The 14,832-nt window shown below is 65.1% G+C and carries 15 protein-coding genes; 6 read left to right on the top strand and 9 right to left on the bottom strand.

Features of this window, described 5'->3' with window-relative positions; translation table 11 throughout:
* Positions 1-12: 12 nt before the first annotated feature.
* The gene (locus ACQP1T_RS03990; protein ID WP_433758603.1) at positions 13-1,050 is read left to right on the top strand and encodes an XdhC family protein; all 1,038 of its coding nucleotides are present in this window, start codon (positions 13-15) and stop codon (positions 1,048-1,050) included.
* 2 nt (positions 1,051-1,052) lie between these two features.
* Here the strand turns inward: ACQP1T_RS03990 and ACQP1T_RS03985 are convergent, their stop codons facing one another.
* The 4 genes from ACQP1T_RS03985 to ACQP1T_RS03970 form a co-directional block, all read right to left on the bottom strand.
* Positions 1,053-2,144: an ABC transporter substrate-binding protein gene (locus tag ACQP1T_RS03985; protein WP_433758602.1), complete on the bottom strand. Its 1,092-nt coding sequence runs from the start codon at positions 2,142-2,144 to the stop codon at positions 1,053-1,055.
* A gap of 78 nt (positions 2,145-2,222) precedes the next feature.
* Positions 2,223-3,023 carry an ABC transporter permease gene (locus tag ACQP1T_RS03980; protein WP_433761962.1) on the bottom strand — a complete coding sequence of 267 codons (801 nt, stop codon included), beginning with the start codon at positions 3,021-3,023 and terminating at the stop codon, positions 2,223-2,225.
* Between the two features lie 343 nt (positions 3,024-3,366).
* Positions 3,367-4,113, bottom strand: coding sequence for an ABC transporter permease (locus ACQP1T_RS03975; protein ID WP_433758601.1), 747 nt, complete (start codon positions 4,111-4,113; stop codon positions 3,367-3,369).
* 94 nt (positions 4,114-4,207) lie between these two features.
* Positions 4,208-5,017, bottom strand: coding sequence for an ABC transporter ATP-binding protein (locus tag ACQP1T_RS03970; protein ID WP_433758600.1), 810 nt, complete (start codon positions 5,015-5,017; stop codon positions 4,208-4,210).
* Between the two features lie 205 nt (positions 5,018-5,222).
* Here ACQP1T_RS03970 and pnuC point away from each other — a divergent pair, with 205 nt between their 5' ends.
* The 3 genes from pnuC (at position 5,223) to ACQP1T_RS03955 (ending at position 8,497) form a co-directional block, all read left to right on the top strand.
* The gene (gene pnuC / locus ACQP1T_RS03965) at positions 5,223-5,906 is read left to right on the top strand and encodes a nicotinamide riboside transporter PnuC (protein ID WP_433758599.1); all 684 of its coding nucleotides are present in this window, start codon (positions 5,223-5,225) and stop codon (positions 5,904-5,906) included.
* Between the two features lie 75 nt (positions 5,907-5,981).
* The gene (locus ACQP1T_RS03960; RefSeq protein ID WP_433758598.1) at positions 5,982-7,496 is read left to right on the top strand and encodes an MFS transporter; all 1,515 of its coding nucleotides are present in this window, start codon (positions 5,982-5,984) and stop codon (positions 7,494-7,496) included.
* A gap of 35 nt (positions 7,497-7,531) precedes the next feature.
* On the top strand, positions 7,532-8,497 hold the full coding sequence (locus ACQP1T_RS03955; RefSeq protein ID WP_433758597.1) for a sigma-70 family RNA polymerase sigma factor: 966 nt from the start codon (positions 7,532-7,534) through the stop codon (positions 8,495-8,497).
* A 62-nt stretch (positions 8,498-8,559) separates the two neighbouring features.
* Here the strand turns inward: ACQP1T_RS03955 and ACQP1T_RS03950 are convergent, their stop codons facing one another.
* Positions 8,560-9,708: an FAD-dependent monooxygenase gene (locus tag ACQP1T_RS03950; RefSeq protein ID WP_433758596.1), complete on the bottom strand. Its 1,149-nt coding sequence runs from the start codon at positions 9,706-9,708 to the stop codon at positions 8,560-8,562.
* A gap of 88 nt (positions 9,709-9,796) precedes the next feature.
* On the opposite strand from ACQP1T_RS03950, the gene ACQP1T_RS03945 reads away from it, so the two are divergent.
* On the top strand, positions 9,797-10,369 hold the full coding sequence (locus tag ACQP1T_RS03945; RefSeq protein WP_433758595.1) for a TetR/AcrR family transcriptional regulator: 573 nt from the start codon (positions 9,797-9,799) through the stop codon (positions 10,367-10,369).
* Between the two features lie 121 nt (positions 10,370-10,490).
* Positions 10,491-11,282: a DeoR/GlpR family DNA-binding transcription regulator gene (locus ACQP1T_RS03940; protein WP_433758594.1), complete on the top strand. Its 792-nt coding sequence runs from the start codon at positions 10,491-10,493 to the stop codon at positions 11,280-11,282.
* 6 nt (positions 11,283-11,288) lie between these two features.
* Here the strand turns inward: ACQP1T_RS03940 and ACQP1T_RS03935 are convergent, their stop codons facing one another.
* From ACQP1T_RS03935 to ACQP1T_RS03920, 4 genes are all read right to left on the bottom strand, one after another.
* Positions 11,289-12,161, bottom strand: coding sequence for an alpha/beta fold hydrolase (locus tag ACQP1T_RS03935; protein ID WP_433758593.1), 873 nt, complete (start codon positions 12,159-12,161; stop codon positions 11,289-11,291).
* A gap of 45 nt (positions 12,162-12,206) precedes the next feature.
* The gene (locus ACQP1T_RS03930; RefSeq protein WP_433758592.1) at positions 12,207-12,860 is read right to left on the bottom strand and encodes a TetR/AcrR family transcriptional regulator; all 654 of its coding nucleotides are present in this window, start codon (positions 12,858-12,860) and stop codon (positions 12,207-12,209) included.
* Positions 12,861-13,021: 161 nt separating this feature from the next.
* Positions 13,022-13,927 (bottom strand): carbohydrate ABC transporter permease, encoded by a 906-nt coding sequence (locus ACQP1T_RS03925; protein WP_433758591.1) that lies wholly within the window; start codon positions 13,925-13,927, stop codon positions 13,022-13,024.
* Positions 13,924-14,832: a carbohydrate ABC transporter permease gene (locus tag ACQP1T_RS03920; RefSeq protein ID WP_433758590.1), complete on the bottom strand. Its 909-nt coding sequence runs from the start codon at positions 14,830-14,832 to the stop codon at positions 13,924-13,926. Before ACQP1T_RS03920 ends, ACQP1T_RS03925 begins: the two co-directional genes overlap by 4 nt.

Below are 14,832 nucleotides of genomic sequence, written 5' to 3'. Positions count from 1 at the left end.
GGAGCTGAACAGATGCGGGACATCGTCGACGACCTATTGCGGGTGTGGCATTCGGGCCGGACAGGTGGACTGGCCACCGTCGTGCGAACTGTTGGTTCCGGACCGCTGCCGGTCGGCACATCGATCCTGGTAGATGCCAATGGCGCGGTCTACGGTTCGCTCCTCGGCGGCAGTGTCGAGACGACCGTGATCGAAGCGGCGGCCGATGCCGCGCGCAGCGGTCGACGCGGTCTGCACCGTATCGGCGTCCCACCAGGCGAGCCCGGATTGGACTCCGGCGGCATGGTCGATGTTTTCGTCGAGCCGTTCTCGCGCAGGGACTTTCCGGAATTCCCCTCCATCGCCGCGGAAATCGCCGCGCACCGCAGGGTCACCCTGTTCACCGTGGTGTGGAATCCGGATCCGGATCTGATCGGACAGCATCTGATCACCCCGCAGCGGCATGCGACGGAACTGGTCGCGCTGCCCGAATCCGATGTATTCGTGGCCTCCTTCCCGCCGCCGCCCCGGCTGATCATCTTCGGCGCCAATGCTTTCGCCGCGGCGCTGACCGTTCAGGCCAAACTGCTCGGCTACCGCGTCACGATCTGCGATTCCCGCGACACCTTCGCAACGCCCGATGCCTTCCCGGGCGCCGAGGTGGTCGTGGACTGGCCGCACCGGTACCTGAACACCCTGTCGGCGGCGGGCGAAATCGATAGCAGCACGGCGATCGTCGTGCTCGGCCACGATCCGACCTTCGAAATCCCGCTGCTCACCGTGGCACTGCGACTACCCGAACTGGGTTACCTCGCCGCAAACGGTTCCTGGTCCGCACATCTGAGACGCATCGAAGACCTGAGAGCGGGCGGTTTCGACGACGCGACGCTGGCCCGCCTGCACTCCCCCGCTGGTCTCGATATCGGGGCACGCACCGCCGCCGAGGTCGCCGTTTCGATCGCAGCCGAACTGCTGCTCGCCCGGTCCGGAGCCGGGCGACAGCTCACCGAAAACCGGAGCGCCGAACCGGAATTCAGGGAATTACCGGCCAACGCCCCAGTGGCACTCTAGCTCTACTTCAGGCCCGGATTCTCCGCGTACACCTCGCGCAGCACCGAGAGGTCGAACAGCTGCTCGGCCTTGATATCGATCTTGGCATTGCGCAGCGCGGCGATATTCTGCTCGATCAACTGATCGGTCATCGTCAGCAAACCATTGGCGGTCGAATCAGCGGAGACGACGAGGCCGTTCTGCGCGGTCGCCTCCTGGGTCTGCTCGTTCAGATCGAGTTTCTGATCCTTGCCGTATACCTCGACCGCGAGTCGCGCCGATTCGGCCGGGTTCGCGACCGCATCCTTCCAGCCTTTGATCTCGGCGATCAGGAAGGCCTTCAGCTTGTCGCGTTCCTTATCGATGGTGGACTGCTTGACCGTCAGGGTCTCGGCCACCAGCGGCAGGTTGTAGTCGGCGAAGAGGAAGTTGATATTCGGGAATCCCTTGGCGGTCAACGTGATCGGCTCATTGGTGACATAGCTGACCCAGCCGTCCACCTCGCCGTTGGCCAGCGGTGTCGGATCGTATTGCGCGGGCACGATGGTCACATCGCTCGGCTTCATGCCATTGGCGTTCAGCAGCGCGTTGAAGATCAGCTGATTGGTGTCCTGGACGCCGATCTTGCGGCCCTTCATATCCTGCGGGGTCTTGATCGGCTTGGCGGCGGAGCTGACGATGCAGAACGGGTTCTTCTGGTAGGTGGTCGCGACGATCTTGGCGGGTAGGCCCTCCAGGATCGCGGGCGCGGTGGTCTGCGGGGCCGAGGTGCCGAGCCAGACCTTGCCGGTGTCCAGACCGGCCTCGACCGAGGTGCTCGCGGCGCCACCGGCGATCAGATTCACCGAACCGAATCCGGCCTCCTTGTAGTAGCCCTTGGCATCGGCGAAGTATTCGCCCGCGAATTCGATGTTCTTGAGCCAGGACAGCTGGATCGCGACGGAACCGTACTTGGATCCGTCCGCCACCGACCCGCCCGACGAGTCTTTCGAATCATCGCCACATGCGGCCAACAGGCTGGCACCGCCCAATGCGGCGCCGGCCAGCGCGGAGTAACGAAGCAGGGATCGCCGGTTCAGGTTCGGCCCGAACGTAGAGCGTTGTACGGGGTTCATGGGCCGAATCTAGGGGGATTCCGTTTCGATTTCTTTACTTTGACGTTCCGAGCATTGATTTGCGAAAAAACTGACCGGTCAACGGCGGCCCGCCTCGGGGCCGAAGCGAGCAAGCACCAGATTTTCGATGACACCGACGATGGCGTACAGCAGCACCGAGACAATGGTCACGATCACGATCGAGGCCCACAGCTTGCTGTATTGGAAGGTCGGAATGGCGCGAATCAGACTGGCCCCCAACCCCGTTCCACTGCCCAGCCATTCACCGAGCAATGCGCCGATCAGCGCACCGGGCACCGAGATGCGCGCCGCCGCGAAGACCGAGGGCAGCGCGGCGGGCACGGCGACCATACGCAGTCCGGTCCAGCGGGAGCCGCCGTACGCGGCCACCAGATCCATCGCCTGCCGCGGCGCATTGCGCAAACCGGCCATGATCATGACCAGTGCCGGGAAGAACACCACGATCGCCGCGAGCACCGTCACACCGGCCAGTCCGCGTCCGAATACCAGCACGATGATCGGGGTCAGCGCCACCAGGGGCACCGAACGCAACAGCATGGCGACCGGCATGAACGTCTGCTCGACCACCGAGAACGAGACGAACAGCGCGGCGACCACGAGTGCCGCCAGCATGCCGACGCCGAAGCCGATCGCGGCGTCGCGCAGGGTGATCTGCAGGTCGTCGAAGATCGCCTGACGTGCCGTATGTGCGCCGGCGGAACTGAACAGGTACTTCCAGATATCGCTGGGTGTTTTGCCTACTCGCGGGCCGACTTGGGGGAAGGCCTTCAGGAAGACGTACCAGATCACCAGCATCAGCAAGAGTGCGGTGACCAGGGGGAACAGGAAGCGGCCGATGCGGGTGAGGAGATTGAGCATTCCGGCGGCGGCGCTGCGCTGGGGCCGCGTGCTCGCCTCGACGGGCGGCGGCGCGGCGGCGGTCATGTTGTCCATCGGCACAAGTTCGTCAGTCATCGCACTCCTCCAACCCGGCCGCGCGCGGTCTCGCCCGGCGCGCACTGCTTTGCCCGACGCACACCAACTCGCCGCCCACTACCGGGCGACTGCGCACGCGGACGTCGAGTGCCGCGATAGCTTCGGCCGTATCGAGCTCGGCCCAGGCAGTTCCCCCTGAGCGGAGTCGAATGGTGGTCGCCAATGCCGCATTCGACCGCCCTATCACTACCCTCGGCGAGCAAGCTGTCCGCATGAGAGGCGCGGCTCATGTCGGCTCCTGCGCGGTCCAGGGGGTGACCAATCGGGCGATCAGGGCGACGATTGCGTAGCCGAGTCCGGCGAGTGCGGCCGCGGCCAATGCCATCCCCCAGGTACGCGGCACGTTGTAGGCGGTCTGCGCGGCGGTCAGCGCGACGCCGATGCCGCTGTCGACACCACCGAGGTATTCACCGATGATCGCGCCGAGCACGGCGGACGGCGCGGCAATCTTCAACGCCGCGAACATATTCGGCAGCGCGGCGATCGCCTGCACCCGGTAGAGCTGTTGCCAGCGGCCGCCGCCGTAGGCCCGCACCAGATCGAGGCTGGTGACATCGGCCGAGCGGAGTCCGGTGACCGTGCCGACCATGGTGGTGAAGAAGCAGTACATCGCCGCGAGGAAGACCGTCGGGGTGCGTCCGCCGAAGACCACCAGAATGATCGGCCCGAGCGCGAGCAGTGGGATGCAGTAGCTGAGGATGGCCAGCTGGGTGGCGAGCGGTTCGATCCACGGGATCAGCACGATCAGGAACGCCAGACCGATGGCCAGCGCATTACCCCAGATGAATCCCTTCAGCGCGCCGAGCGCCGTGATCCGGAAGTTGGGGCCGTACAGATCCCAACCGTCGCTGTACATGTTGTGCAGGACAGTCCACGGACTCGGGATCGTGCCACCCGCGACCTCCAGCGCCGCCAGCACCCACCAGATCGCGATCAATCCCAGTACGCCGATCAGTCCGCCGATCCGTTTCATGCCGCATCCCCTCGACGTCGGCGGCATGCCACCGACGGTCGCGGCTGATCCTGTCCGCTGACCCGCCGGTACCCCTGGCGTGTGATTCGCTCGCTCATGCGACACCGCCCTTGCCGGACTTTCCGAACAACAGCTCGGAGAGGTAATCGTGCAACTTGTGGAATTCCGGTGTGCGCATCATCTCCGGCGTGCGCGGGCGCGGCAGATCGATCTTCACCAGTTCCAGCACCCGGCCCGGCCGCGGACTCATCACCGCGACGACATCGGAAAGAAATACGGCCTCCGCGATGCCGTGCGTGACCATCAGTGTGGTCGCTGGTTTCTCGGTCCAAATCCGCAGCAATTCCAGATTCAGCCGCTGCCTCGTCATATCGTCGAGTGCGCCGAACGGCTCGTCGAGCAGCAGCACGGTCGGCTTCACGACCAGGGCGCGCGCGATCGAAACACGTTGGCGCATACCGCCGGATAGCTGCGCCGGTTTGGCCTTCTCGAAGCCTTCGAGGCCGACCAGCCGGACCAGATCCGCGATCAGTCCCTGATCCGGCGAAATGCCCGCGACCTGCAGCGGCAGCTTGATATTGGATTCCACCGAACGCCACGGCAGCAGCGCCGAATCCTGGAAGGCGATGCCGAGTTCGTGGCGGCTGCGCAGTTGGGCCGGGGTCTCACCGTCGATGAGCGCCCTGCCGGCGGTCGGTGTCTCCAGTCCGGCCAGGATGCGCAGCACCGTCGATTTGCCGCAGCCCGATGGGCCGAGCAGGGACAGGAATGCGCCCTGTTCGGTATGCAGCTCCACTTCGTCCAGCGCCTGCACCGTCTTCCGGCCGACCCGGAATGTCTTCGTCAAACCGCTGATGTGGATGCCCGTCCCGCCGGTGGGCTCCTCGGTACCGCTCGCCGTCATGACCAAAACACTAGGAGCAGGTCGTTGCACGGATATTGCGAATCGCGATCCCAGATTGCGCAATCGTTACGCGGCCCGCTTCGCAGACCTTTTTCAGACCTCGCAGATCGACTCGCCGCGCGAAACGCCGTCGCCGGAACGCGAAGGTATGCGTGAAGGGCAGTGGCTTGGGATGAGAAGCCGGGGTGGGCGGGTTGTAGCGGGGGTGAGCCCTTTGGTTGCGTTGCTCGACGCCAAGTTGGATGTCGGGGGGTCGGAGATTCTCTGGCGGGAGGTCATCGGCAATGGGTTCGGGCTGGCGTCCGCGGTCGGCGGTATGCGGCGGCGGGTGTGGGCGTGGCCGATCGGGATCGCGGGCAATGCGCTGTTGTTCACCGTTTTCGTCGGTGGGATCTTCAACACGCCACAGCATTTGAATATGGCCGGACAGGCCGGCCGTCAGCTGATGTTCATCGCGGTCAGCGTGTACGGCTGGTGGAGTTGGTATCGGCATGCGCGCACCGAAACCGGACTCGAGCACCGCGGTGTCGCGCCGCGCTGGGCGAGCGGGCGGGAACGGCTGGTACTGGTGGCCGCCATGTTGGTCGGCACGGCCGCATTCGCTCGATTGTTCGCGTTGATCGGTTCCTACGGGCCGTGGGCGGAGGCCTGGATCTTCACCGGATCGGTGCTGGCGACCTACGGGATGGCGCGCGGGCTCGCCGAATTCTGGCTGATCTGGATCGCGGTCGACCTGGTCGGCGTGCCGCTGCTGCTGAAAGCAGGCTATTACCCATCCGCGACGCTCTATCTGATCTACGCGGGCTTCGTAGCGTGGGGCTTCGCTGTCTGGGTTCGCACCCTGCGCAAGGCTCCGATCGTCGCTGATCTCGCGCCTTCGCGTCCCTAGAAACTTTTTTCGCAACCTCCGATGAATCGGCACGGTGACGCCGGTATGTACCCGCACAACCCATCGGAGGAAGCAATGAAAATGACCACGGGGCAGCGCTGGGTGCTGGCGCTGACGTCACTGGCGGGCTTGATGATCGTGCTCGACGCGCTGGTCGTCACGACCGCGATGCATGCGATCCAGCTCGATCTGCACGCATCGATCGGCGAGCTGGAATGGACCATCAACGCCTACAACCTGAGTTTCGCGGTGCTGTTGATGGCGGGCGCGGCACTCGGTGACCGCTACGGTCGCAGACGGGTGCTCGTCGGCGGGCTGGCATTGTTCAGCGCGGCATCGGCCGGATGTGCACTGGCACCGAATCTGGGTCTGCTGATCGCCGCCAGGACGGCGCAGGGCATCGGGGCCGCCGCCATCATGCCCGTCGCGGTGGCCTTGCTCTCGGCGGCGTTCCAGCCGGAGCAGCGGACCAAGGCGCTCGGATTATTCGCGGCGGCAACCGGATTGGCCACCCTCGGCGGGCCACTCGTCGGCGGTGCGGTTGTGCAAGGACTGGCCTGGCAGTGGATCTTCTGGCTGAACCTGCCGATCGGTGCGGTACTCATCCCGCTGGTGCGCACGCGGCTGGCCGAAAGTGTGGGCGAGGCGCGCAGATTGGACTTTCGCGGGATCGCGTTGGTGAGCGTCGCCGCGTTCGGCATTGTCTGGGGACTGATTCGGGGCAATGAATCCGGCTGGGCCAGTGCCGAAGTCGTGGCCGCCTTCGTTGCGGGGGCGGTGGCACTGATCGGATTCGTGCGCTGGGAACTGCGCACCACCGCGCCGCTGATTCCGATGCGCTTCTTTGCCTCGCGCGCGTTCTCCGCGGGCAATGCGGTCGGATTCCTACTGGCCGCCTCGATTTTCAGCGGTGCGTTCTTCTTCGCGCAGTTCCTGCAGATCGTGCAGCAGCAGGGTCCGCTCGGCGCCGGACTGCGTTTGGCGCCGTGGACGGTCACGCTGTTCCTGGTGGCGCCGATCGCGGGCAAACAGGTCAACCGGTTCGGTGAACGTCCGCTCGTTATCACCGGCTTGCTCATGCAGGCCGTCGGCTACGGGTGGATCGCCCTCACCGCAGGACCGGACCTGTCGTACGCCGCGATGATCGCACCCTTCGTCATCTCCGGCGTCGGTGTTTCGATGGCGATTCCCGCCGCGCAGAGTGCGGTACTGCGGGCCGTTCCGATGCCGGCCATCGGGGCCGCATCCGGGACCTACAACACTCTGCGCCAACTCGGTGGCGCCTTCGGAATCGCCGTACCGGCAGCTGTTTTCGCGGCCGTGGGCTCCTTCGCAAATCCGCGGGCGTTCAGTGACGGTTTCGCCGCCGCCATCGGGACCGCGGCCCTGCTCGCGCTCCTCGGTGCTGCGATCGGCTTGCTGATCCCGGCCGGGGCGCCCGTACCCGCGCCGAACACCGCCGAGCCGGTTTCGACCGACCCGGCGGAACCAGCGAGCGACTGGTTGGCTTCAGCCCCTGCGGTCACACCGAGCGACGGGTTGACCTCCGACTCGGCAAGTCGTGACGACCGCACCGGGGTGCAGGCATGACCAGCGCAACAGATTCCTCGGTAGGTTGTGCACCCATGACGGTCAGTGCGGATTTCGCGGCGCGCACCGCGCCCTACCGGCCCGAACTGCTCGCGCACTGCTATCGGATGCTTGGGTCGATCCACGATGCCGAGGATCTGGTGCAGGAGACGATGCTGCGGGCCTGGCGCTCGGCCGACCGTTATGACGAGGACCGGGCGTCGCTGCGCACCTGGCTGTATCGGATCGCCACCAACGCCTGCCTGACCGCGCTCGAACAGCGCGGCAGGCGGGCGCTGCCCACCGGACTTGTCGGGCCGAGCGATACCGTGGTCACCAAACCGCATCGTCATCCCGAAATCCCTTGGCTGGAACCGATTCCCGACGCGCTGCTCGGCACCGCCTCCGACGATCCGGCAACCGTGGTCGCAGCCCGCAGCGGCATTCGACTCGCATTCATCGCGGCCCTGCAATACCTACCCGCCCGTCAGCGCGCGGTATTGATCCTGCGCGACGTACTCGCCTGGTCCGCGGCCGAAGTCGCCGACCTGCTCGAAACCTCCACCGCCGCAGTCAATAGCGCACTGCAACGCGCCCATGCCCAATTGGAGAAAGACGCCCCCATGCTCGACCGCATATCGGAATCGTTGAGCCCGGACGAACGCGCGATGATCGACCGATACGTCAGCACCTTCGGCAACGCCGACATGGCTTCTTTCGCCGAGCTCCTGCGCGACGATGTGGTCCTCGAAATGCCACCCGCCCTGCTCTGGTTCGCGGGCCGCGCCCACGTCGTCGCCTTCTTCACCGACAAATGCGGGTCCACCCCCGACATCTGGCGCGCAATCCCGACCTCCGCAAACACCCAACCCGCCATCGCCTACTACCGCCGCGACGAAACCGACACCTACCAGGCACATTCCATCCACCTCCTCACCCTCCGCGACGCCGCGATCGACCGAATCACGGTCTTCCTCGACGCCACCCTCTTCCCCGGCTTCGGGCTCCCCGCCTCCCTCTGAACAGGGACGCGAAGAACTGAGGGGTAAGCGGGTGCGAAATTGGTGGTGGCAAACGGTGACCGTCAAGCGGTGCATCTCGCACGGTCGCGAAGCGCCGTAACAGCAGGAAGGACGCGAGTCGCGGTATTGCGCAGCGCGATTCCCGCCTTTGTCGCCGGAATGAGCATCGATGCCGCGGTGGCAACGCCGTTGAGTTTGGGGTCGACCAGCACGCGGTGCCGCGTCTCGTAGCGCTGGAACGCCGTTTCGTGGTCCTCGGGTGTAGCCGCCAGTTCCTCCGCCAACGTGTACGCCCCCGCGATCGCGAGGGTGGAGCCGTCGCCGAACAGTGAGACACAGGATGCGGCGTCACCGAGCAGCGCGATGCGTCCGTCCGACCAGCTCGGCAGTTCGCCCTTGCTGACAGAGTCGAAGAACAAGTCGTCGGTATCGCGCACGCGGTCCAGCAATTCGGGGACCCGCCAGCCCTGGTCGGTGAAGGCCTCGATGACCAGGCGCTTGTGCAGTTCGGTGTCGCGATGGTCGAAACCGGGAACACCGTTGTGGCGGAACATGAATGCCGCGAGGGCGCGACCCTTCGTCGGGTGCACCGACAGTGCCCGTCCCGGCGTGTTGTAGATGAGGACTTCGCTGTCGCTGCCGAATGGTGCATCGATCCGAATGGTGGCGATGTAGATGCCCATATGCCGGACGAATTCGGATTCATCGCCGAAGGTCAGGCGGCGCACGACGGAATGCAGTCCGTCCGCGCCGATCACGAAGTCGAAGCTGCGCGGATCGGCGTGTTCGAAGGCGACGTCGACGCCGTCGGTGTGCTGGCTCAGGCCGGTAATGGTGTCGCCCCACAGGAATTCGGCGCTCTCACGGCTGGCGTCGAGCAGGATCGCGGCGAGATCGGCCCGGGGGATCTCGACCTCGCGGTCGCCCGCCGATCCCTGGAAGGCCTTCAGATCGACCCGCGCGACGCGGCGGCCGCTGGCGTTGACGAAATTCATCTGGGACACAGCGGAGTTCGCGGCGCGCAGCTGCGGCATGATGCCCATGCGCTCGACCACATCGATGGCAGGTCCCTTCACGTCGACCGGGTTTCCGCTGGAGCGTTTGTCCCTCGCCCGCTCGACCACCGTGACTCGGAAGCCACGGTCGGCCAGCCAGTACGCCAGGGTCGCACCGCCGATGCCCGCGCCGGAGATCAGCACCGTCTTGTTCATGACAACACCCTTCGACTAAGTGGACGAATTTCGTCCGGTTAGAGGGAGGGTACAGTAACCGGAAGGATTTCGTCCACTTAAATTGGAGGTGAGGACGACGACCGGTCCGAAGAGGGCTGATGCCAGGAACAACCGGGATCAGATCATTGCCGCGACGCTGGTGACCTTCCGTGAGCAAGGTGTCGATGTGCCGATGAAGGAGATCGCGGATCGGGCGGGTGTGGGTGTCGGCACGCTGTATCGGCACTTCCCGGATCGGGATGCATTGATCGCCGAAACTGCCCAGTCCTACCTCGCGGAGCTGGCTCAGTTGGCGGCGACCGCATTGGCGGAGGAGGGGGCGGCGTGGCCCGCGCTTTCGCGTTTTCTGCACGAGTGTGCGCAGCGGCGGGTCGGAGCGCTGGCATCGGCGATCGAGCCGAATCTGCATGCCGAGATTCAGGCCGATCCGCGGTTGCACGAGGTGCGGGGGCGGATTGTCGAATCGGTCTCGCGGATGACCATGCAGGCGCAGGAGGCCGGTGTCATGCGCGCCGATATCGAGCCGGGCGAGGTGGCCGCGCTGATGACCCTGCAGATCTATGCCCGGACCGGTGAGTCGTACGCGGACGCGGTCCGCCGGGTGGTCGATCTGGTGCTCGATGGATTGCGGGCGCGGTGATGAAGGTGTCCGACTTGGTAATACGGCGGCCGAATCTCTACGGTCGGGCACGTGCCTGTGCTCAGATTGTTCGCGTGCATGGAAAAACAGCAGGTCGCTCGCGTGGACGGGAAGGTTTGACATGACCGCACCGACGGACCGGCCGCAGCGATGGAACCGCCTGCTGGAACTGCTCGCCGACACCGGGCGGCTTTCGGTGGAGGAGGCCGCCGAACGCCTCGGGGTTTCCCCGGCGACGGTGCGCCGCGACTTCACCGCACTCGCCGAACAGCAGTTAGCGACCAGGACACACGGCGGTGTGGTCGCGACTTCGGTCGCCTACGACCTGCCCGCGCGCTACCGGCAGGGTGCGGATGAGCCGAAGCAGCGGATCGCCGAACACGCTGCGGGACTTATCGAACCGAGTGCGGTAGTCGGAATGAACGGTGGCACAACGACGACCGCCGTCGCACGCGCACTGGCCGGGCGAACCGATCTGGCCAATGCCGCCGGTGACCCACTGACCATCGTCACCAACGCGCTCAATATCGCGGGCGAGATGGTGTTGCGGCCACATATGCGCACCATCGTGCTCGGCGGGGTGGCGCGCCGGGAGTCCTATGAGTTGCATGGACCGTTGGCCGAGCGCGCGCTGGCCGAATTGCGTTTGGACGCACTGATTCTCGGCGTCAATGCGATATCCGCCGAGGGCGGCGCGCAGTGTCGGCATATCGACGAAGCCGGGGTGACCACCGAGATGGTCCGGCGGTCCGGTCAGGTGCTGGTCGTCGCCACCGCGGACAAACTGGAGCGCTCAGCACTGGCCCGGATCTGCGGGATCGAGCAGGTCGATGTGCTGGTGACGGATTCGGATGCGGATCCGAGTGCGGTGGCGACGATTCGGGCGGCCGGGGTTCGGGTGGACGTGGTTTAGCGCATATCAGAGGAACGCCAGGAGGTGGCGAGCGGTCTCCTCCGGGGCTTCCTCCGGTAGGAAATGTCCGACGTCGAGCGGTCCACCACAGACATCGTCCGCCCAGCGGCGCCATACCTCCAGCGGCCGATGCCAACTGCCGACAGCGCCTGTGGCACTCCACAATACGAGAACCGGACAGGCGATCCGCCGCTCCCCCCGGTCGGCTTCGTCATGCGCGTAATCGAGGGTCGCGGCGGCCCGATATTCCTCGCAGATCGCATGCACGGTATCCGGGTCGCGGAATTTCTCGATGTATTCCGCACGGATGTCATCCGAGAACACGCTGGGATCCTCGGCCCAGGTATCGAGCATATGGTTCACCAGAATCGCCGGGTCACCGGCAATGAGCTGTTCCGGAATCGGTTCCGGTGCGGCGAGGAACGACCACACCCAGAATCCGAGGCTGAAGTCCATATCCGCCGCACGGAAGCTGTCCGCGGTCGGCACGATATCCAAAACCGCCAACCGCGTGATGCTTTCCGGATGATCCAGCGCCATGCGATACGCGCACCGCGCGCCACGATCATGACCGGCCACGCTGAACCGATCATGGCCGAGGCTCGCCATCACCTCGACCTGTTCGGCGGCGATGGCTCGCATGCTGTGTGGACTGTGGTCCGGGCGACTCCGCGGCGAGGCGCTGTCGCCGAACCCCCGCAGATCCGTTGCCACGACGGTGAACCGCTCGGCCAATCGCGATGCGACCTTATGCCACATGAGGTGCGTCTCGGGTATCCCGTGCAGTAGCAGGACGGGCGGCCCGTCACCACCGCGCCGCCCATGCACGCGACCTTCGGCGGTCTCGATATCGAACTCGACGAATCCCTCGAACACCATCTCTCCCACCATAGCGTTTGGGCCCGAACCATTTCGGTCCGCCGGTCAGGTCAACGCAAGTCCGGAATTCACGAAATACGCGATCTCCTCGCATATTTCGTCGAGCGACACCTCGGCATCGGGATGTGTGGTCCGCACCAGCTCCTGGGCCAGCGAATTCACCGCACCGATTACCGCGAGCGCGAACAGATCGAACCGCCGCGATTTGGTCTCGCCGCGCTCAACAGCTCGCTCCGCCTCGCTGATCAGCAGCGATGACAGCAGGCGGCGCTGCTGACTGCGCCAATCCTCCACCGCTGGACTGACGCCGACCAGTTCGACGTAACACACTCGCGCCGACCGGTGATCGGCACAGGTCACCTCGAGATAGGCCCGGAAAGCATCGACTACCCGGATGGAAAGCGGTTGCCCCGCGGACTTCGCCATACTTTCCAGCGCACGTTCGACCGCGTGCGAGGTAATGCGATTGACCAGTGCGATCAACAGTGCCTCGCGGCTGCCCATATCCTCGTAGAAACTGCGCGTGGAAACATTCGCGACGGTACACAGCCGTTCGATCGAGGTGGCCGAATAGCCCTGGGTGCCGAATAATTCGAGCGCCGCATCGATGAGTCGTGCCTGCCGCTGGGCTACCCGCTGTTGCTTGGACAGCCCGCCGTAACTGCGGCCCTCCTTGGTTTCGTCATCCCGCCGTGCCACGGTTTCGATGCTACCGGTCGGAAGCGCCTACCCCGGGGCGCGGACATCCGAATGACCGCCACTGCTGTGCGCTGACTGCCTGCCCGGACCAGGGCTTGCGCCAAGGGCGGCAACAGTTTCGAGAGCGGGCGGCACCATCGCCACCCGCGTCTCCTGGGCGATTACTTGACGCTGCCCGCGGTAAGCCCCGCGACCAGGCGCTTCTCGATGAACGCGAACAAGATGACCACCGGAACGATGCCTACCGTCGAGATCGCGAAGACGTATTGCCATGCGGTGTCGTACTGCCCGACGAATTTGGTCAGCGCCACCGACAGCGGCTGATTCTCCGGGGTGGTCAGCACCACCAGGCTCGCCGCGAATTCGTTCCAGCAGGCCACCACCACGAAAATCGTCGCGGTGACGATGCCCGGCCAGACCAGCGGCAGACTCACCCGGACCAGGATCTGCCAGCGACTCAGACCGTCGAGCTGCGCGGCCTCCTCGATCTCTACCGGAATGGCCGCGAAGAAGCTGTGCAGAATCCACACCGCGAACGAGAGGTTGAACGCGGCGTTCACCAGGATCATGGCCAGCCAGGTGTCATTGATGCCGAGGGTGAAGAACTCCCGGATCAGGCCGGTCACCAAGACCGTCGGCTGCAACATCTGGGTGACAAGCACCAGCGCGAGGAATATCGCGCGGCCCGGAAACTTGTGCCGCGCCGTGTAATACGCGGCCGGAATGGCCACGAAGAGCACAAGCACGGTGGCACACACCGAGATGATGATCGTGCTCGCCAGGTTGTAGGGCAGCGGCGTCTCCGGGGTGTCCCACATGGTGGCGTAATTGTCCGGATGCCAGGTCTCGGGCAGATATGTCGGTGGGATGCGCAGGATTTCGGCGCGGCTCTTCAACGAGCCGAGCACCATCACCACGAACGGGGTCAGGAAGATAACGGCGAGCACCACCCCCACCGCGGTGAGTTCCCAACGCCGCCGCCGCGGTCGCCCGCTCGGCGGCTCGGCGACCGCCGTGTCCGGCGGGATCTGCACACCGTCGATGCGAATTTCGGCCTGCGTCGTCATGCGTCCACCTGCTGGGTCGGCTTGATGACCTTCACATAGATCGCGATGATGACCACGATCAGCGCGAAGTTCAACACGCTCATGGCGGCTGCGGTGTCGAGCTGCTGATTCTGCCGAATCAGCTTGAACGTCAACGTCGTTGTCGTATCCGCGCCGAAGCCCGCGATACTGCCGGTGATCACCTGGAGAATGGGCAGTGAATTGAATACATTGATGATGTTGATGATCGTGGCGACCGCGATCGCCGGACGCAATTGCGGCAGTGTGAGATGCCGATAGCGCTGCCACGCACTCGCGCCGTCGACCCGACCCGCCTCATCGATCTCGGCCGGAATAGATTGCAGTCCGGCCAGAATCGTGTAGGTGGTGAACGGGATCGAGACGAAGACCGCGACGCCGATCGCCACCAGGAAGGCGGGCGTCGGCTGTTTGGTGAAACCGTAGCCGCGGTCCAGCAGCCCGATATCGACCAGGAACCGGTTGGCGATGCCGACATCGGGATCGAGCATGTAATAGAAGATGGTCGTCGTCATCACCACCGAGGCCGCCCACGGCACCAGAATCGCCATGCGCACCGCGGTCCGTCCTGGGAAATCCTTGTTCAGGAACTGCGCGAGGCCCGCCGAGAGCACCAGGGTGATCAGCACGACGCTGACCACCCAGACCACGGTGTGCGCCAATACCGATCCCAATTCGCTGATATCGAACAGGTTTCGGTAATTGGCCAGTCCGGCGGGACCGCGGTCCTGGCCGTAGGCGCTCAGGTCCCGGGTGCTGGTCCAGACCATATAGCCGACCGGGAATGCGACGATGGCCGCGATCAGCACCAGGGACGGCCCGATCCAGGGGACGGCCCGCAGTGTCGAATTCTTCCCCGCTGATACCCGGGTCCCTGTGCGCCCCAC

Origin of the sequence: Nocardia sp. CA-135398, assembly GCF_050955845.1 — a bacterium.
GTDB lineage: Bacteria > Actinomycetota > Actinomycetes > Mycobacteriales > Mycobacteriaceae > Nocardia.
The sequence above is the reverse complement of the archived record's forward strand: the minus strand, read 5'-3'. Positions and strand labels throughout refer to the sequence as shown.

What these genes read in the sequence shown, in the direction of transcription:
- ACQP1T_RS03990 (WP_433758603.1), top strand. Translation starts at nt 13, where the DNA reads ATGCGGGACATCGTCGACGACCTATTGCGGGTGTGGCATTCGGGCCGG.
- ACQP1T_RS03985 (WP_433758602.1), bottom strand. Translation starts at nt 2,144, where the DNA reads ATGAACCCCGTACAACGCTCTACGTTCGGGCCGAACCTGAACCGGCGA.
- ACQP1T_RS03980 (WP_433761962.1), bottom strand. Translation starts at nt 3,023, where the DNA reads ATGCTCAATCTCCTCACCCGCATCGGCCGCTTCCTGTTCCCCCTGGTC.
- ACQP1T_RS03975 (WP_433758601.1), bottom strand. Translation starts at nt 4,113, where the DNA reads ATGAAACGGATCGGCGGACTGATCGGCGTACTGGGATTGATCGCGATC.
- ACQP1T_RS03970 (WP_433758600.1), bottom strand. Translation starts at nt 5,017, where the DNA reads ATGACGGCGAGCGGTACCGAGGAGCCCACCGGCGGGACGGGCATCCAC.
- ACQP1T_RS03960 (WP_433758598.1), top strand. Translation starts at nt 5,982, where the DNA reads ATGAAAATGACCACGGGGCAGCGCTGGGTGCTGGCGCTGACGTCACTG.
- ACQP1T_RS03955 (WP_433758597.1), top strand. Translation starts at nt 7,532, where the DNA reads ATGACGGTCAGTGCGGATTTCGCGGCGCGCACCGCGCCCTACCGGCCC.
- ACQP1T_RS03950 (WP_433758596.1), bottom strand. Translation starts at nt 9,708, where the DNA reads ATGAACAAGACGGTGCTGATCTCCGGCGCGGGCATCGGCGGTGCGACC.
- ACQP1T_RS03940 (WP_433758594.1), top strand. Translation starts at nt 10,491, where the DNA reads ATGACCGCACCGACGGACCGGCCGCAGCGATGGAACCGCCTGCTGGAA.
- ACQP1T_RS03935 (WP_433758593.1), bottom strand. Translation starts at nt 12,161, where the DNA reads ATGGTGTTCGAGGGATTCGTCGAGTTCGATATCGAGACCGCCGAAGGT.
- ACQP1T_RS03925 (WP_433758591.1), bottom strand. Translation starts at nt 13,927, where the DNA reads ATGACGACGCAGGCCGAAATTCGCATCGACGGTGTGCAGATCCCGCCG.